Raw genomic sequence first — 18,935 nt, 5'->3', positions numbered from 1 at the left:
AGCTCATTCTGGAGCATTGTTCAATGCAGGTACACCTAGCGAAATTTCCCAGGTAACAGGGCCTGGTTTGGCAGCTCATGGTGCTTCGAGTGGCGGTCCCCCGCGCGTTGGCTTTTCTGCCACATCTTCCACCAACCGACTTACGTCAGGGAGTTCTTTCTATGGAGTACAAAATCTAGGAGGTAATGTTTATGAAATCGTATGGGGTGGATGTAATCGTAGTGGAAATGGATATAACTTAACCTACTTTGATGTAGGGAATGGAGAACTAAATACAACAGGTACCTATGATGTAAATAATTGGTCCGTATTTGACGTTCAAATTTGGGAGGGTGGTGGTGATAGATTTTATTGGAGATTTGAATTAAGAGGAGGCGCTTGGAATTCCTCATCTTCGCAACTTAGAATATCAGATAGAAGCGCTAACTTTGATCCTTCTTACCCATATTTTGGATATGGAAATACATCCAGCGAGTCTCGTTGGTTTACTGTAGGTGGTCGGGGAGTAAGATAAAATTATGATGTATGTTAGCAAGACGTGCACCCCTTTTCATGTTGTTGACCATCTGGGTAGTGGTTCTCTGCGCCCAGTATGTGGGTGGTGCCGGCGGTGGTTTTGTAATTAGTCAAGTAAGTCAGAGTGTTTGCGGATATGCATACCCTTCCATTTATGCAGGAGGCAATGAGGATGGACATTCCCATCAAGCTATAGTTCAGACCAACTGTAATCCTGCCTCTTTTCCCAATATTTATGCAGGAGGAAACGATGACGGATACAATAGCAGTAATGTAAATCAAACTAGCTGTGCTCCTCCTCCTTTTCCTAACGTATATGTAGGAGGTAATGAAGATGGGCACATCATGTCCTCCCTTAGTCAAGTTTCCTGCAATCCTTTGATTTTTCCCAATATTTATGCGGGAGGAAATCAGGATGGGCACATCATGGAACAAGTTATTCAAATTACGTGTAATCCCCTTGCATTTCCTAATGTATATGCTGGTGGTAATGACGATGGATATTTAATGGCTTCCATCGTTCAGACCATATGTAATCCTCCTGCTCCTCCTCCCATATATGCTGGTGGTAATGACGATGGATTTTCCATGCAATTACTTGCTCAAGTTAACTGCAATCCCATGGCCTTTCCTAACATCTATGCTGGAGGAAATAATGACGGCCATATGATGGAGCAAATTTCTCAGGTAACGTGCAATCCCATGGCCTTTCCTAACATTTACGCAGGGGGCCAAAACGACGGCTACGACATGAGATTCCTCCAGCAAACCAGTTGCAATCCATTTTCATTTCCCAATATTTATGCTGGTGGTAACAATGATGGTTTTCACATGGAATTCCTCCCTGCCGGTTGTTATCCGTATGCGAATTTCACCGCCAACCGTACCGTCATATGTCAAGGAGACACCATTTATTTCTATGATCAGAGTATGGTACTTTCTACGGGTCCCACAGCTTGGAACTGGAATATTAGTGGGGCTACGTATGTTCAGAATCCAAATGCTCAAAACACCTATGCTGTTTTTGGTAATGCCGGTACTTTTAATATTACTTTAACAGCTTATTATGGTCCATTTGGTAGTACGATTACAAAAAATAACTATATCACAGTTCATCCTCTTCCCAATGCATCTATTACAGCTGGGGGTCCAACTACTTTTTGCGAAGGTGATTCGGTCTTATTGACTGCTAATCCAAACGGGATGACTTATCAATGGAATACAGGTCAAACCTCGCAAAGTATTTATGCTAAAACCAGTGGCAATTATCGAGTAACAGTGACATCACCACAGGGATGTAAGAATGTTTCTAATGTGGTGACCGTAACTAATCTTCCAGCACCTAAACCACTTATTACGACAAGTGGTCCCCCTATCGTATGCACTGGAAATACGATTGATCTCATATCCTCACCTGCTCAGAGCTACTTATGGATACCAACCAATCAAACAACTCAGCAAATTACAGTCAATACGAGTGGAACATATCGAGTGAGTGTAACTTATAGTAACAATTGTAAGCGGCTTTCCGATCCGGTTACTGTCACTTTTGGTGTTTCACCTGCTCAACCTACCATCACTGCTAGTGGACCTCTCTCTTTCTGTAATGGTGACAGTGTGATTTTAACGTCCTCTGTTGCTTCCAGTTATAGATGGTATCCAGGAGGACAAACAACCCAATCTATCGTAGTTAAGACCCCTGGTGCTTATTTTGTTGAGGTGGGCAATGGAACAGGATGTACTTCTTTTTCTAATCCAGTAAATGTTACTGTTCTCAATTCACCACCTAAGCCTACGATTACTGCTAATGGACCTTTAACATTTTGCTTAGGTGATAGTGTCATTTTGACTTCTTCACCTGAATACGGTTATCGATGGTATCCAACCAACGATTCAACCCAAACGATAACTGTATACAACAGTGGGACCTATTATGTTGAAGTATTCAATAACATTGGCTGTAAAAACATTAGTGATCCCGTGGTAGTGAATGCTATAACTCCAGTTTCGACACCGACCATTACTGCCTCGGGACCATTGAATATTTGTCATGGGGATAGTGTTATTTTAACTTCCACTCCTGCGCCAAATTATCAATGGTTTCCCAATGGTGAAACCACTCAAAGCATAGTGGTTAGAAATCCAGGAACATACTACGTTATGGTTGGTGGTGGGAGTTGCAGCGCTATTTCCAATTCGCTCGTCGTTACTGTTCATCCTAAACCTGCTAAGCCAACTATCACAGCGTCAGGGCCCCTTACATTCTGTAGTGGAAATAGTGTAATTTTGACCTCATCTTCTGCTACTGGCTATTTGTGGAATCCTACTGGTCAGACAACTCAAAGCATAGTGGTTACAAGCAGCGGTCAGTATTTTGTGGATGTCAATTCCGGTGGTTCCTGTTCTGCAAGAAGTGATACTTTGACCGTGACTGTCATACCGTCACCTGCTACACCTGTTGTAACTGCTTCAGGTCCCACTACGTTCTGTGTGGGTGATAGTGTTATCCTCACATCTTCGAATGCAAGTGATTATCTGTGGTATCCAGGAGGTCAAACTACACAAAGTATTACAGTAAAACAATCTGGAAACTATTATGTTCGTGTTGGTAACGGAACATCATGTTATGCTTTTAGTCAACCTATTTCAATTAATGTAGAAGCATATCCACCTGTTCCTACAATTACAGCTAGTGGACCAACCACCTTCTGTCAGGGTGATAGTGTAATTTTAATGTCATCACCTGGGATTTCGTACCATTGGTCTCCTACGGGTGATACAACAGCATACATAGTTGTGCGTAATGGTGGAACATATTACGTTGAAGTAGGGAACATATGTAGAACTACGTCAGCACCAATTCAGGTTAACGTTTTGCCATCACCTTCTAAACCTATTATAACACCTTTAGGTTCTTTGAATCTGTGTTCAGGCGATAGTGTCATTCTTACTACTTCATTGTACGATGCCTATACATGGTATCCTGGAAATCAACAAAGCCAATCCATTACAGTAACGTCTGGTGGAATGTACTATGTACGAGTCTACAACAACAATGGATGTAGTCAGATTTCAGATCCTGTATTTGTCAATGTTTATCCTCGTCCTTCAGCTAATGTGCTAGGATTTTCCATAGCTTGCCTTTCTGCTAATGAAAACTATACTACGTATCATCTACCCAATGTTTCATACCTTTGGACTGTTAACAATGGATATGTGGTTAGTGGAAATGGAACTCACGACGTATTAGTACATTTCTACGATACTGGCTACGCATACGTAGGGGTACATGTAACTGATATTAATTCCGGTTGTTCTTCATATGATAGTCTAGAGGTGCGAGTACTTGAGGCTCCAACTGCTTTTGCAGGAAATGACGTGTCCATATGCAAAGGAGACACTATTCAATTATATGGAATTGGTGGTGTACAGATGCAATGGCAACCATCATTAGGATTGAACGATCCTTCAAGTTCTTCGCCCTTGGCAAGTCCTCCTTATACGATTGACTACGTATTTGCTACGTCCAACGGCAGCTGTGTGGATTATGATACCGTACGGGTAAATGTTGTAGATAGACCTCACGTAGATGCTGGTCCTGATTTGATGGCTACCCAAACCGATACGTGTGTGATGCTTCAAGGTTTTAGTCTTTCACCCAATGTGACTTACCAATGGTATCCACCTTATGGACTTAGCAATCCTCAAACTCCCACACCACTTGCTTGCGTGAACAAAGATACTACCATCTATGTTCTTTTGGTTTCTAATGGGATTTGTTCAAGTACGGATACCGTTTATGTATACTTGATGAGGAATCAAACCCCTGGAGATGTAAGCTTTGTCAATTCATTCAGTCCTAATGGTGACGGAATTAATGATGTATGGATGATTACTAATGCCGAAAAATACCCGAAAAACAAGCTTTCTGTCTATAACCGTTGGGGTAACAAAGTGTATGAAGCCAAGCCATACCTCAATGACTGGGATGGAACTTCCATTGGTAAACCCTTGCCAGATGGTACCTATTATTTTGTATTTGACAAAGGAAATGGAGATCCAATCATTGCTGGCTATGTAACAATCATTAGAGAGTAATATTATGAATAAAGGAAAAATTATTTTCATTTTGTTTTCAGTTATAGGGATAGGCAGCTGGTTGAGGGCTCAACAGCTGCCCCTCTATAGCCAATATTATTTCAACCCTTTGCTATATAATACTGCATGTGCTGGATCTTCAGAACGTTTCGAAATTGGATTGCTTTACAGAAATCAGTGGACAGGATTAGATGGTGCACCCAAGACATCGGTTCTTACTATACATGGTCCTCTTAACATGGGATCAAACCTAAGTAGCATGATGATAGCTGACAAGGTTGGGGCTTATACCCGCTTTAGCGTTGATCTAGGATTTACCTATAGACTAGAAGTTGTGAAAAACATATATTGGGCCTTAGGTTTGTCTGGACAATTTGCTAATATCAATGTAGATGGTTCTCTTTTAACCTTTAATGATAATGCTGAACAGGTGATTCCACGAATTAAAGAAAGTAATTCGTTTTTTGATTTTACTGCATCAACGTTTATCCATGGAGAGTTTTTTTACGCTGGTTTTTCGATTCCTCAACTTTTGAATGGTTCTGTTAAGTTTGGTAGTGAGAGCCAGGTTGGCACTCTTTATCGCCATTTTTATGCTGTAGGAGGTGTTCGTATTCCCAGTGGTGAAAAATCTATATTAGAACCTCATGTGTTGTTTAAAACAACTCAAGGTGCACCATTGCAATTGGATGCTGGTGTACGACTTGAGCTAAATGAACGCTATTGGATTGGCTTTGTTTATAGAACCCGTGCTGCTCTTTCTATAAGTCTAGGAATTCTAATGATGGATAAAGTCATGTTAGGTTATTCTTACGATTATGCTACTACCGATCTTAAAAACGTCTATCCTTCTTCTCATGAAATAATGCTCAAATATCTGTTTCCCAAAAAGAAAATCAATTACTCCTCCTTTTAACTAACTAATTTATAAGAAGAATAATAATTATCATTAAACCCTTCCACACAGGAAGGGTTTATTATTGATTCATTATTGAAAAAGCATAAAATTGTTATCCACATCATATTACTCTCAATTGGAATGACAAAATAAAAATGAGAAAAAGAATTTACCTATTTTTTAAGAGAAATAAATTGATAAAATGTGATTGAATTTAAGATAAAGATAAAAAAAACTGCCCCATTAGGGGCAGTTTCATATTCTTTTACGAGAAAAAATTACTTCACTATATCAAAAGATTTAATAAGTCTTTTTCCATTTGATTTAATAGAAAAGTAATACTTTCCACTTGCAAAGTTGCTTACATTGACATCAAAAGAATGCTTACCAGCTTGTTTTAGGCCTTGTTTGTATTCAGCAATGAGTTGTCCGTTGGAACCAAGAATTTCTATAGTGACTTCGGTAGAATTATCTAGAACGTATTCAATTGTCACTTGATCACTAGCAGGGTTAGGATAGCTATTGGAACGCATACCATAGAATGAATGTTCAGCATCAAGTCCAACATAATTTCTGTTGACAATGGGGAAAATGGCTATGTTAACATCTAGACCACCGAATGCATAATCAGTGACATACCATGTACCCATATATTGATGAAATGCATAATCAAGCTGATTAGCATCACCATCCATATCACAAACAAGCCCAGCTGTATCTCCATTGGGAGAAAGTTGGTTAAAATCAATGGCTACAGCAAAATCATTGGTAGCGGCTAGAGGTTGAGCAAATGATACGATAGTAAAATTGGGCCATGTTGTGTCAACTTGGCTCATGGTTAATGTGGTACTTCCAAGCAGTGTTCCCGGACCAGGTGTAGTAGTGTTATTTTCATTTTTTGCTTGTCCATTTACCAGATATGCTTTGACGGTCATTGTACTGTTTGCTGTTTGGTGTTTAGCACCAAAGAGAAACGCACAACCTTCAATACCTACAGTACCCTGATAAACATATCCCTGAGCACATGTGTTTACTCCGTCTACATTGTTACCAAAAACATAGCCACCACCAGTATAGGAGTATAAATAAACTTGCTGGCTTGGAGCAAATTCTGGAATGAAATAAGGTGAAAAACCACAAGTGTCAGTCGGAGTTTTTACTGATGACTTAAAAGGTAATTGATAGAATTTTTCAATTTGTTGTTTTCCTGCAAATTGCTGGGCAAAAATTAACCCTACGGTAGCAAATGCTAATACGATGGTAAATAACTTTTTCATAGGCATTAGATTTTGTAATGCAAAATTATATTTTTTTTTAAAAAAAACAAAAAAAACAATTTTTTTAAAAATGTTTTACATGTAATTTTCAATAGGTTCACACGTGCAAACAAGATTTCTATCGCCATAGGCTTCATCGATTCGGGCAACTGATGGCCAGTATTTCTGACCGTGAGGTGGAATCTGCGCAGCCTTTTCTTTTGAATAAGGATAGATCCATTCATGTTGAATGAAATCTTCAAGGACATGAGGTGCATTTTTTAGCAGATTGTAGTCCTTTGAATATTTATTTTCTTCTATCTCCTGAATTTCCTTTCGAATAGATATCATGGCATCAATGAATCTTTGTATTTCAGAAAAAGGTTCACTTTCAGTAGGTTCGATCATCAATGTCCCGTGAACAGGAAAGGAAACAGTTGGCGCGTGAAAACCATAATCCATAAGTCGTTTAGCAATGTCAATTTCCGTAATGCCTATTTTGTAAAATTCTCTGCAGTCCAAAATAAATTCATGTGCAACGAAACCATTTTCACCACGATAAACAATTTTGTAGTAAGGTTCGAGTTTTTTCATGATGTAATTAGCATTCAATATGGCAACTGCCGTAGCCTTATTTAAACCTTCCGATCCCATCATTTTAACATAAGCATAGGAAATTGGTATAACAAGTGCATTTCCGTAAGGTGCTGCTGAAACAGCTGTAGTAGCCAAATCACTGGTTTTTTCTTGAAAGGGATGACCTGGTAAGAAAGGAGCCAATTTGCTGTTAGCAGCTACAGGACCAACCCCTGGACCACCTCCTCCATGAGGGATAGCAAATGTCTTATGCAAATTGAGGTGGCATATGTCTGCTCCAATAGTGCTGGGGTTCGTATATCCAACTTGGGCATTTAAGTTAGCTCCATCCATGTATACAAGACCTCCATGACGATGAACAATATCGATTATTTCTTTCACATGATGCTCGAATACACCATGTGTTGAAGGATAAGTTATCATTAATGCAGCGAGATTTTGCGAATTTTGTTCAGCTTTGAGTTTTAAATCTTCGATGTCGATATTACCGTATGGATCAGTTTTAATTACGACCACTTTCATGCCGGCCATAGCAGCTGATGCAGGATTTGTTCCATGAGCCGAAGCCGGAATAAGGCATACGTTACGGTGTCCTTGACCGTGATATTCATGATAAGCTTTGATTGTTAATAATCCAGTATATTCCCCAGCAGCACCACTGTTGGGTTGGAATGTTACTTTCTCAAAGCCAGTAATGGCCTTCAAATATTCTTCAAATTCCTCCAATAATTTCAAAATTCCTTGTGCTTGATCGGATGGCACAAAAGGATGTAGGTTTCCGAATTCTGGCCAGGATAAATAAAATAATTCAGTGGCCGCGTTAAGCTTCATCGTGCAACTTCCTAAAGGAATCATCGTACGATTAAGTGCAAGATCCTTGTTTTCAAGATATTTAAGATAGCGCATCATTTCAGTTTCGCTGTGATATGTATTGAAGATTGGATGAGTCAAATAGGGTGAAGTACGAATAAATTTTTCATCCAATGAAGTTTTTGAAGAATCATAAGTATTTAAGGAATTGATTTCCAATATAGAAGAATGAGGAGCATTATTAGCTGTAGCAAAAATATTCAAAAGAATCTTGACATCATCGATGGTGGATGTTTCGTCGAAACTAATGCCAATTTCGTCGTGGTTGATGTATCTAAGATTCATTTTATTCTCAAGGGCTTGAGCTCGAATTTTGTCAATAGAAACGTTTTCGGGTAGTTTGATATGTAAAGTATCAAAGAAATTGTCATTGAGTTGTTCATATCCAAGTTGTTTGATATGATGATTAAAAAGAGTTGTAAGTCCATGAATATCTAGTGCTATTTTTTTTAAGCCTTCAGGTCCATGATAGACTGCATACATACCTGCCATGATAGCAAGAAGTGCTTGGGCAGTACATATATTTGAGGTGGCTCTTTCACGTTTTATGTGTTGTTCTCTAGTTTGAAGAGTCATCCGCAAGGCTTTTCTCCCATTTCGATCCTTAGACAAGCCAATAATTCGACCGGGCATAAGTCTTACAAGATCCATTTTAACGGCAAAGTAAGCTGCATGAGGTCCACCAAATCCCATTGGAATACCGAAGCGTTGTGTAGAACCTACAGCAATATCTGCTCCTATTTCACCGGGAGGAGTAAGAAGTGTTAATGACAAGATGTCTGCGGCCATAATGACCAAAGCCCCAACTTGATGTGCCTTTTCAATCAGTGGTTTAAAATCATCAATTCTTCCATATTGATCTGGGTATTGGACAATCAAACCAAATACTTTATCGTTCAAGTCTAGATTTTGTACATCTACTATGCGTGTTTCGATGCCGAGAGCTTTTGCTCTAGTTTTGATAACCTCAATACTTTGTGGAAATAATCGATCAGAAATTATAAAAACATTAGCTCCATTTTGGATTTTTTCTTTACTTCGAGCATTATAAGTCATAATCATAGCTTCGGCACAAGCAGTAGCTTCGTCTAACATAGATGCATTGGCTATAGGCAAGCCAGTCAAATCGACAACCATGGTTTGAAAATTTAAAAGTGCTTCCAACCTTCCTTGGCTGATTTCTGCTTGATATGGAGTATATGAAGTATACCAGCCGGGGTTTTCAAGAATATTTCTCTGAATGACACCTGGCATGATAGTCCCATAGTAACCGAGGCCAATAAATGACTTGTAAATCTTATTTTGAGCTCCAAATTCTTTCATTTTTTGAATTAGTTCAAATTCATTTAAACCTTCAAAATATGGAAGTGGTTTTTCACTTCTTATGCTATCTGGGATAGTTTTTGCTAAGAGTTCGTTCAATGAATGCAATCCTAATTCATTGAGCATAAATTGAATTTGGTTTTCTGAGGGGCCTATATGCCTGTTGAAAAAATTATTTTTTATCATGGTTTTTATTTTTGACAAAAATAAGTAGTATTACTGATGAGTTCTGAAAGTTATTTCATAATTTTGTTATCATTTTTTTTTATGAGAAATATCATACAATTAACTTTTTTTTTGTGGTGTTTAAATATAGTTTTTTCCCAGAGTGATACACTTGTATTCTACAATGGGAAGCTAATGTACAACTTGCAGGTTACACGCGTCGATTCAGTTAATATTGAGTTTTTAAAAGACAATCAACGATTTGTTAATTCTCAGGGTAGGATGAAACCTAAGTTGATTTCGCGTTCGGCTGTATTTGAGATCATATATGCTGATGGAAACCATCAAATCCTCTATTCTCAGGATAGCATTGAGAACTTAGAAGATACTAATGAAATCAAAAGTTATATCGAAGGTGCTCGCTTTGCAAGGGAAAATTTTCATAATTATCTCATTGGTCCTGCTGTATTTGGAATAACTTTAGCAGGTTTTATATTAGATATTAGTCCAATTTATACGCTCTCTATTCCTGGTTTAGTCGCACTTATTCTCGCATATACTGTCCCCTATTTTCCCAAAAAATATTTAAGTGAAGGTATGAACAAATACTACATTCTGGGATATCAGGATATAGCTAGATCCAAACTTGTTAAGAATGTAATATTGTGGGGAGGATCAGCATTTGTCGTGGACTTAATTTTGAATTTTGTTTTAATGTGATTTAATTTCATAATTTCAAATAATGTTGTATCTTTGTCATGCTATTTAAGTTTTCAGATTCGTTGCGGGAAGCACTTTTCTGGATTACCTTATCTAGCATGTTCAAAAAGTAGCATCATTATGATTATTTACGTTGGAAATTTAAATTACAGGATCACAAGTGATGATCTAAGAGAAGTCTTCTCTACGTTCGGAGAAGTAGAATCTGCTACCGTTATAACCGATAGGTTTACAGGACGGAGCAAAGGTTTTGGTTTTGTGACCATGGGAAACGATGAAGAAGCTAAAAAAGCTATTCAATCTTTAAATGGGACCATTTTAGAAGGAAGAAAAATTATTGTAAACGAGTCCAGATCAAAACAGTAATTTATTTTATTCTTTTTGAAGGCTGTCTTCGGACAGCTTTTTTTATATCTTAAAACAAAAAATTTTTTTTGTTTAATTTTGCATATTGGAAGAGAAACATGGAGGAAGTGCTTAAACTTATTGCTAAACTAGATTTGACCTTGCAAACTTATTTTCAGGCTGTATTTGAAAACAAAACTAAGTGGATGGAAGAAAAAGCTTTTTTGCAAGCTGCCATTGACGATTTACAAAAAGAACTTTTGCAGACGCGAAAGGGGTTTTCACATGCCGCACTTCCTACTATGATCAACAGGGAAGAAATAAAAACGTTAATTCAGGACATCGACACATGTTTAACTTATCTTAAAGAAGAATGAAACCAGAAAAAACTAATAATCGTATAGAAAAATTAGAACTGATATTGCTTCAAAGGCCTCTTGTTGTTTCTGTATCCCCCGAACATGTATCGGATGTTAAAAATATTGCTTCTTCCATAGAGCAAACACTCATTGGTTTGCAAAAGAAATATCCTCGTAAAGACCTATTTGAAATAGCTTTACTGATGCTTATTGATGTATTATTGGAAAAACATAAAAGTGAACTATCCAGGAAAAAGGAAGAAGATCAACTTAAAGAATATTTACATAGGCTGTACAAGGAAACACAGAAGTCCTTGTATTCTTTCTCAAAGAAAAATATTTGATTCTTCCCTGTTGGTAAGCTTCTCTTCTGCATGTTTAACTAAAATCTTTCTTAAGTATGAATGTACATTGGATTTTGATTATCGTTGAGATTGTCGTGTTGATTTCCGCTTTTCTGACATGGAATTTTTTGTTTAAGAAAAACGCACATAAAAAGAGAAATCAACTGTTACAAGAAGCAGAGAACAAGGCTGAAATGATGAAGCAGGCAAAACTACTGGAAGCTAAGGAACAATTTTTACAAATGAAAGCTGAAATTGAAAAAAGCAGAACTCAGGTTGAACGTTATAAGCAAGAACAAGAAAAAAAATTATTAAGTTACGAGACTAAACTTAAGCAAAAGGAACTTCTGTACAATCAAAAGATAGAGGATCTGCAAAAGAAGGAAAAAGAGTTGCAAGAAATGAAGGATAACTTGAATAAGCAACTGGAAAGCATTCAAAAGAAGAACGAAGATATTGAATTATTGCGTAAGCAAACCATAGAGCAGCTTGAAAAAATATCTGGTTTATCTGCGAAAGAAGCAAAAGAAGAACTTATCAATAGGTTTTTTGATGAGGCAAAACGTGAGGCTATAACTCGAGCTAAAGATATTATCGAAGAAACACGCTTCAATGCCGAGAAAGAAGCAAGGAAAATTATTGTTGAAACTATTCAGAGAATAGCTGCCGACGTATCGGCCGAAGCTTCTGTGTCTAGTTTTACCATTGCGAGCGATGAGATGAAAGGAAGAATCATTGGAAGAGAGGGGCGTAACATTAAGACACTTGAAACCATACTAGGTGTTGATATTAACATCGACGATACTCCTGAGACAATCACAATTAGTTCATTTGACCCATATCGAAGAGAAATTGCTCGAAAAGTGCTTGAAATTCTTGTCAGAGATGGACGTATTCATCCAGCTCGTATTGAAGAAGTAGCAGCCAAAGTAAAGCAACAAATGGAGCAAGAGATTATTGAAACTGGTAGAAGGGTTGTGTATGATCTTGGTTTTTCTAACATGCATGTCGAGCTCATTCGTCTTGTGGGTAAGATGAAGTATAGAACTTCTTATGGACAAAATCTTTTGCAGCACAGCATTGAGGTTGCTCAACTCTGCGGTATCATGGCTAGTGAACTAGGGCTAAATCCAAAGTTAGCACGAAGAGCTGGGTTACTCCATGATATAGGCAAAGTTGTTGATGTTCAGCTGGATGAGCCGCATGCTATTGTAGGGATGAATCTTGCTAAAAAATACAATGAACACCCTGATGTAGTTAATGCTATTGGTTCGCATCACGAAGAAGTCGAAATGCAAACCTTATTAGCACCAGTCGTTCAAGCATGTGATGCCATTTCAGGTGCACGACCTGGTGCACGACGAGAGGTCATTGAAAGTTATTTGCAGCGACTTACAGCACTTGAAAGCATCGCTATGAGCTTTGATGGTGTTCAGAAAGCATATGCCATCCAAGCTGGTCGAGAACTCAGAGTTATTGTAGGAGCTGAAAAGATTAGTGACGTAGATGCTACGACTCTTTCACTTCAACTAAGTAAAAAGATTCAAGAATCACTCACTTACCCAGGTCAGATCAAGATAACAGTCATTCGTGAAACAAGAGCTATTTCTTATGCTAAATAAATAGCTTTCCCATGATCCATTTTTCAATGACAACAGGATAAAATTGATACTCCAGAGAATGTATCTTGTGTTCTAAACTTTCGGGTGATTCATTTTCATCAAGGTCTATTTCATATTGAAAAACAATTTTTCCATGATCGTATTCTTCGTCAACTAGATGAATGGTGATGCCGCTTTTTGTCTGCTTGTCTTTTATAACAGCTTCATGAACGTATCTCCCATACATACCTTTTCCTCCATACTTTGGAAGTAGGGCAGGGTGAATGTTAATGATTTTGTTTCTAAACTTTTGTATAATTGATTCAGGAACTCGTATGAGAAATCCAGCAAGAACAATGTGTGAGACTTTATTTTTTTGCAAAAAAGTCAGAATTTTTTCTCCATTGGTGAAATCTTTAGAAGGAAAATAAAAACAAGGTATGCCTAAATTTTTCGCTTTTATAATGACACCAGCATCAATTTTGTTGGTTAAGATGTTATCAACTTTAATATAAGGGTGATTCTGAAAAAATCGAACAATATTTTCCGCATTGCTCCCATTGCCACTAGCCCAAATTGAAATTAAAGCTTGTTTCATAAAATTTCATTATATTAGCAAACAAAAATAGTGATATGAAAAAGATAGTAACCTTATTAGCATTAGTAATTTTTGGTTATATTTTTGCTCAAGCACCTATCATTGTTCCAAACGGTGGATTTGAAAATTGGTCCGATCAAAATACACCTACTAATTGGAACGAATTAAAGATCGACCTTGGCTTTTATGCTTTGCATACAGTAAAGCAAAGTACAGATGCCTATGCAGGTAATTATTCTGCGGAGATAGAAACGGTTGATGCTGTATTGTTTACCTTGCCTGGTATTCTTTCTTTAAGTCCAGTAAATTTTGATATAGGTACGTTTTCTCTTACATTTTCTCATGCAGGAGTACCAACCCAAGGAAGAAAGGTTCTTTCGGTCAGTGGAAAATTCAAATATATTCCAGCTACAAGTGATACCATGGTTATTGTAGTAACTTGTACTAAGTGGAATTCATCCACTCAAACACGCGATACTATCGATCTTAGTTATTTTATGTATAAATTTTCAACATCTTCTTTTCAATCTTTTCAGGTAAATTTAAACTGTGTTCAAACACCTGATTCGATGAATATTGTTTTTATTTCATCTGCTGGTTATGCTCCTCAAAAAGGTACCAAACTTCTCGTTGACGAAGTTAAAGCTACCGTTGAGTCAGGTGCTGGAATTGAAACCATTGATCTCATAACTCCCATTGCCTATCCAAACCCGGTTGGTGATGTTTTGTATCTCAAAAACATTTCTTCTGAGCAATGGGCAATATATGATATGTTTGGCAAATGTGTCAAACAAGGTTTCTTTATAGAACAAACTTCAAGTATAGAAGTTCATGATTTACCTGCAGGAAGCTACTATTTGCGAATTAATGATACATCTATACCTTTGATAATAACTAAATAACCTTTTTATTCAGGTGGTAATGTATTGAATAATTTTTTTTGGATTAGAGGGGATGAAAAGTTTTCTTCGATGAGGCGTCTATTATGTAGTACTTGAGGGTAGGGAAGAAAATCAACGATGAGTGAATCTTCCTTAAGGTTAAAGATGTAAAATTTCTTCTTCTTTAAAAATTGGAACGTAGATGTACAGGGCTGAAGGTAAATTCTTGCACCCGACCAAAGTCCTATCATTAAATTGCCAAGACCTTGCTGACGCAGATGATTAAAGACCATGCATGAACAACTTGCAAGAATTTCTTGATAGCTCTCAAATGGTAGATATTCAGTCAAAAGAAAATAATTCAATTCTTTGTTTCGAGATAGTTTTTGTGTTAAATAACTAGCGTATTTATGATTTCCATAGTTTAAAGGTATGATAATTTCGGGTTTTATTTCCATTAATTGGTCTCGAAAATCGGAAATAAAGTCCAAATGATTACTCGTAAAAGATGCAGAGTTTGCAAGGAGAAGTTTTTTCCTATCTATTTGCGTTTTTATAGAAATAGGTTGGGGAAGATAAGTTTCAAGAGAAACATAGGTAAAAAAAAGAGATTTATGATGAGTGTTAACCAGACCAAGTTCTTGCTTAACCCATTCTATCTCTTCGGGCATAAAATGCAAAAAATAAGTAAAATATTTAAGTAGGCTCTTTAAATCTTTTTTGATCGCTCGTTGATAACTTCGCCAAATTGGAAGCAATGTTCGGTGATAACCGAGTGCATAATAAGCTTTTCTGGTAAGGGGTAATAAATACTTAGCAGGATTAATTTGATATTGGACTACTTCAGCACCATGAATAACCCAACCAAAAGGAATTTCAGAAGAAAGGTGCTTCAATTTCCATGCTGCATTAAAGTTTTCTTTTAAGAGGCTGTGAAATAAGATCATCGAGATTTCTTTGGCGTGACTACGGAGATATTTTAATAATAAGCTTACATTACCTCTAATAACAATGATACGCTCGGAAATTTTTTCTTTAAGACCGACTGCATGAGTTGGTTTAATTTCCCAGAAAATGTGTTGAGATGGATGATCTTGGCATAGACGGATTGCATGATGAAGAAAATGGTTATTAGGGGGAAAAATGTGGAGGTAAGCGCTCATCTTATTTATGAAATGTAAGTGTTCATGAAATAATTCTCTTAAGTGAATCTATAACATACTCAATTTGAGATGGTGTATAATTTGCTGAAAGTGGAAGACATAAAATTCTTTCGGATACATAATTGGCAATCGGTAAATTACTCGGATGGGCACTAGCAAGATGTCGATACATAGGAAGATTGGAAATAAGCGGATAGAAATAACGTCGGGTGAAAATATTATATTTCTTAAATTCTTCATAAATAAATGCTGCACTTTTTCCTGTTATTTCCTCATTAATAAGAATAGGAAAATATGCATAATTATGAACTATTCCTGGCTGATCGGTAAGAAATTTAATTCCGTCAATATCTCTAAGACCATTTCGATATAGCTCTGTGAGTATTTTTCTTTTTTCGATAAGAGAAGAAAGGTATTTTAACTGGACTAATCCAAAAGCTGCTTGAAATTCGTTCATTTTGGCGTTAAATCCTTCAAGCAAAATTGTTTTTTCGTTGACGAAACCAAAATTTTTAAGCTGATCGATCTTCTCTTTTTCCTCTTTGTTATGACTGACGATAGCACCTCCTTCAATGGTAGTAAAAACTTTGGTAGCATGAAAACTTAAAACTGACAAGTCTCCATACAGAAGAATACTTTTATCTTTTTTTCTGACAGCAAAAGCATGTGCCGCATCGAAGATAAGTTTCAGATTATGTTTGCGAGCAATACGTTCTAATTCTTCCACTTGACAAGGATTACCATAAACATGAACAGCCAAAATAGCAGAGGTTTTATCGGTGATAGCTTTTTCTACTTGAAGAGGGTCGAGATTAAAATATTCGGAATCTATGTCTGCAAAAACCGGTGAGGCTCCAGCCCAACGAATGGCATGGGTGGTTGCAACAAAGCTAAAAGGTGTTGTTATGACTTCTCCTTGTATCTCAAAGTGTTTCAATGAAGCTATCAATGCTAACGTTCCATTGGAAAATAAAGAAATATAAGGAACGTTAAGTAAAGAACATAGTTCTGCCTCCAATTGTTGATGAAATGGCCCTTGATTAGTTAACCATTTTCGTTCCCATATTTTTTCTAAGAGTTCAATGTATTCATCGATCGGAGGTAAAAAAGGTTCAGTAACAAGAAGAGGCTTCGTCATGATTTGAATTTTTATGTTTACTTTATCGTACAGAAGTGCGAGGCTTATATTTGTTTTGTTTTTGAATGGGGCCGATTAAGCTAAAATGTACATACCGGTGAGGATTAAGTCGTAGATCCTGGATGAGTAAATCTAAATCTTCTAAAGATTTTTGAAGGTTTCTATACAGTGAATCATTATTGAGTAATAAAGCTATACTACCATTGCCGCTATTAATTTTGTAAGCAATTTCATTGAATTGATAAATGGTTTGATTGGCATTTGAGATGGTTTCAACGAATTTAACACGAGTAAGAGAATCTGTGATTTGATGAAGATTTCTAAAAATTTGTGTAATTAGCTCATTATTGTTCTTCAAATTTTGAGTGATGGATTCTACATTGTAAAGTATCATCTTTAATCTATTTTTTTCGGTTGTGAGCAGTGTATCAAGGGTATAGGAGGAATGCTCAATAGACGAAAGGGTTTTTCTGATACTTTCGAGAGAAGATCTGATATTCTGTTGAGATTGCTCATTGAAGATAAGCCGGAGAGCCGTCAGAACACTATCGAAAGAAGATAAAAGTTCCTCAGCTTTATATTTGAGAGGAAGGATCTGCATGCTCACTTCTTGTTTAAGGTCCATGGCGATCTCGCCAATTAGAAAATCACCTGAAGAAACTACAGAAGGACTATTCCCAGGAATAATTTCTATAGCTTTACTGCCGAGCAGATCGTAAGAAGTAATCCTAGCAATTGAATTTTTAGGAATATTCACTTGTTTTGTAATAACAAATCTTACCACTATAATTTCAGGATTATTTTCTTTAAATTCTATCTTATCAACTTGTCCAACTTTATAACCCTTTAAAATAACAGGATTGGCTACTGATAAACCAGCAATGTTATTGTATTCGGCATAAAGAGTAATTTTTTCAGTAAAAACATTCTTGCCTTTTAAAAAATTAATACCCCAATAAAGTAGGAAGAAAGCTACAACAAATGAAATGCCAATCCAAATACTTTTATTTTTAAAAATCACTGATGTTGTTTTTCAATGACAAATATAAAAAGCTTTTGTTTTTCGATTTTATTGATATGAATTTAAAATAGAACTCAAATCGCTTTTCTTAAGAACAGAAATACTACGATCATGAAACCATGCAATGGATGCAGGAAATTTTTCGACCATGAGAACATCGTGGGTAGCCATGATGATGGTTTTTCCGAGCTGTTTGAGATTCATGATTATTTTTAATACTTCTTCTGAGGAAATAGGATCGAGGTTACCAGTAGGTTCATCAAACAAAAGCAACGTTGGCATGTTGAGTAATGCCCTTGCTATGCAAACCTTCTGTTGTTCTCCGCCAGATAATTGATGTGGCATTTTGTGAATATGAGAGAGCATATCGACCATTTCCAATACTTCAATGATGCGTTTTTCAATTTGATTTTTTTTGTTCCATCCTGTAGCTTGTAAAACAAATTCAAGATTTTTGTAAATACTTCTATCTGATAAAAGTTGAAAATCTTGAAAAACCATTCCCATTTTCCTTCTTAAATACGGAATTTGTTTTTGTTTTAGTTTAAGTAGATTAAATCCAGCAACTTCAGCCTTTTCCGCAGTGATAGCTATTTCTCCATATAAAGCTTTCAATAAGCTTGTTTTTCCACTTCCAGTCCTACCTAGAAAATACCAGAAATCCCCTTCCTCAATGGTGATCGTAATGTTTTCAAGAACTGGTTGTTTTTTAATAGTAATACTTCCATTGATAATATTTACTATAACTGCTGCCATGTTAAAAATTAAAAAACAAAAATACACCATTGTAGAATTTAAAAATATTTTATTTTTGCAAAGACAAATGGCTCCGTAGCTCAATTGAATAGAGCATCTGACTACGGATCAGAAGGTTGGGGGTTTGAGTCCCTCCGGAGTCACAGAAGCTGCTTTTGCAGCTTTTTTTGTACTATAGCATAATGAATTTCCAAGTTTGAAAATATTAAACAACTAAGTATGAAAACATTAGCTATTCGTGAAGAAAACAGATACCCTGCAGAACGTCGAGCACCTTTGGTGCCCA

16 protein-coding genes and 1 tRNA gene are annotated in these 18,935 nt (G+C 36.7%); 10 read left to right on the top strand and 7 right to left on the bottom strand.

The window, feature by feature from the left end:
• The 3 genes from N2Z72_01710 to N2Z72_01700 all read left to right on the top strand — a co-directional run.
• Positions 1–514, top strand: a 514-nt coding sequence (locus N2Z72_01710) for a hypothetical protein (GenBank protein ID MCX7696392.1), incomplete at its 5' end; no start/stop codon positions are given.
• A gap of 11 nt (positions 515–525) precedes the next feature.
• Positions 526–4,614, top strand: coding sequence for a gliding motility-associated C-terminal domain-containing protein (locus N2Z72_01705; GenBank protein ID MCX7696391.1), 4,089 nt, complete (start codon positions 526–528; stop codon positions 4,612–4,614).
• A gap of 4 nt (positions 4,615–4,618) precedes the next feature.
• Positions 4,619–5,530, top strand: a complete 912-nt coding sequence (locus N2Z72_01700) for a type IX secretion system membrane protein PorP/SprF (GenBank protein MCX7696390.1) — start codon at positions 4,619–4,621, stop codon at positions 5,528–5,530.
• Positions 5,531–5,790: 260 nt separating this feature from the next.
• Here N2Z72_01700 and N2Z72_01695 read toward each other — a convergent pair whose 3' ends face one another.
• Together N2Z72_01695 and gcvP are read right to left on the bottom strand one after the other, a co-directional pair.
• Positions 5,791–6,789, bottom strand: a complete 999-nt coding sequence (locus N2Z72_01695) for a T9SS type A sorting domain-containing protein (protein MCX7696389.1) — start codon at positions 6,787–6,789, stop codon at positions 5,791–5,793.
• A 75-nt stretch (positions 6,790–6,864) separates the two neighbouring features.
• Positions 6,865–9,744, bottom strand: a complete 2,880-nt coding sequence (gene gcvP / locus N2Z72_01690) for an aminomethyl-transferring glycine dehydrogenase (GenBank protein ID MCX7696388.1) — start codon at positions 9,742–9,744, stop codon at positions 6,865–6,867.
• A gap of 81 nt (positions 9,745–9,825) precedes the next feature.
• Between gcvP and N2Z72_01685 the strand changes: the two genes are divergently transcribed.
• From N2Z72_01685 to rny, 5 genes are all read left to right on the top strand, one after another.
• Positions 9,826–10,443: a hypothetical protein gene (locus tag N2Z72_01685; GenBank protein ID MCX7696387.1), complete on the top strand. Its 618-nt coding sequence runs from the start codon at positions 9,826–9,828 to the stop codon at positions 10,441–10,443.
• A gap of 120 nt (positions 10,444–10,563) precedes the next feature.
• Positions 10,564–10,809: an RNA-binding protein gene (locus N2Z72_01680; protein ID MCX7696386.1), complete on the top strand. Its 246-nt coding sequence runs from the start codon at positions 10,564–10,566 to the stop codon at positions 10,807–10,809.
• A gap of 98 nt (positions 10,810–10,907) precedes the next feature.
• A complete protein-coding gene (locus N2Z72_01675; protein ID MCX7696385.1) occupies positions 10,908–11,165 on the top strand; it encodes a hypothetical protein in 258 nt (85 codons plus the stop codon).
• Positions 11,162–11,491 (top strand): hypothetical protein, encoded by a 330-nt coding sequence (locus N2Z72_01670; protein ID MCX7696384.1) that lies wholly within the window; start codon positions 11,162–11,164, stop codon positions 11,489–11,491. The genes N2Z72_01675 and N2Z72_01670 overlap by 4 nt, the downstream gene beginning before the upstream one ends.
• Positions 11,492–11,547: 56 nt before the next feature.
• Positions 11,548–13,113, top strand: a complete 1,566-nt coding sequence (rny, locus tag N2Z72_01665; GenBank protein MCX7696383.1) for a ribonuclease Y — start codon at positions 11,548–11,550, stop codon at positions 13,111–13,113.
• Here the strand turns inward: rny and N2Z72_01660 are convergent.
• Positions 13,106–13,690, bottom strand: a complete 585-nt coding sequence (locus tag N2Z72_01660; GenBank protein ID MCX7696382.1) for a phosphoribosylglycinamide formyltransferase — start codon at positions 13,688–13,690, stop codon at positions 13,106–13,108. The two genes, rny and N2Z72_01660, sit on opposite strands and share 8 nt — an antisense overlap.
• Before the next feature lie 35 nt (positions 13,691–13,725).
• On the opposite strand from N2Z72_01660, the gene N2Z72_01655 reads away from it, so the two are divergent.
• Positions 13,726–14,592 carry a T9SS type A sorting domain-containing protein gene (locus tag N2Z72_01655; protein ID MCX7696381.1) on the top strand — a complete coding sequence of 289 codons (867 nt, stop codon included), beginning with the start codon at positions 13,726–13,728 and terminating at the stop codon, positions 14,590–14,592.
• Positions 14,593–14,597: 5 nt separating this feature from the next.
• Here N2Z72_01655 and N2Z72_01650 read toward each other — a convergent pair whose 3' ends face one another.
• The 4 genes from N2Z72_01650 to N2Z72_01635 are packed head-to-tail and all read right to left on the bottom strand — an operon-like array spanning position 14,598 to position 18,649.
• A complete protein-coding gene (locus N2Z72_01650) occupies positions 14,598–15,734 on the bottom strand; it encodes a TDP-N-acetylfucosamine:lipid II N-acetylfucosaminyltransferase (GenBank protein ID MCX7696380.1) in 1,137 nt (378 codons plus the stop codon).
• Between the two features lie 22 nt (positions 15,735–15,756).
• Positions 15,757–16,872 carry a DegT/DnrJ/EryC1/StrS family aminotransferase gene (locus tag N2Z72_01645; GenBank protein MCX7696379.1) on the bottom strand — a complete coding sequence of 372 codons (1,116 nt, stop codon included), beginning with the start codon at positions 16,870–16,872 and terminating at the stop codon, positions 15,757–15,759.
• A gap of 22 nt (positions 16,873–16,894) precedes the next feature.
• Positions 16,895–17,893, bottom strand: a complete 999-nt coding sequence (locus N2Z72_01640; GenBank protein MCX7696378.1) for an MlaD family protein — start codon at positions 17,891–17,893, stop codon at positions 16,895–16,897.
• Between the two features lie 48 nt (positions 17,894–17,941).
• A complete protein-coding gene (locus tag N2Z72_01635) occupies positions 17,942–18,649 on the bottom strand; it encodes an ATP-binding cassette domain-containing protein (GenBank protein MCX7696377.1) in 708 nt (235 codons plus the stop codon).
• A gap of 69 nt (positions 18,650–18,718) precedes the next feature.
• Here N2Z72_01635 and N2Z72_01630 point away from each other — a divergent pair.
• Positions 18,719–18,792: transfer RNA gene (locus N2Z72_01630), tRNA-Arg, on the top strand.
• Positions 18,793–18,935: the final 143 nt, after the last annotated feature.

The organism is Bacteroidales bacterium (assembly GCA_026418905.1).
Taxonomy (GTDB): Bacteria; Bacteroidota; Bacteroidia; order Bacteroidales; family DTU049; genus JAOAAK01.
This window is presented reverse-complemented; position numbering and strand designations above follow the sequence as displayed.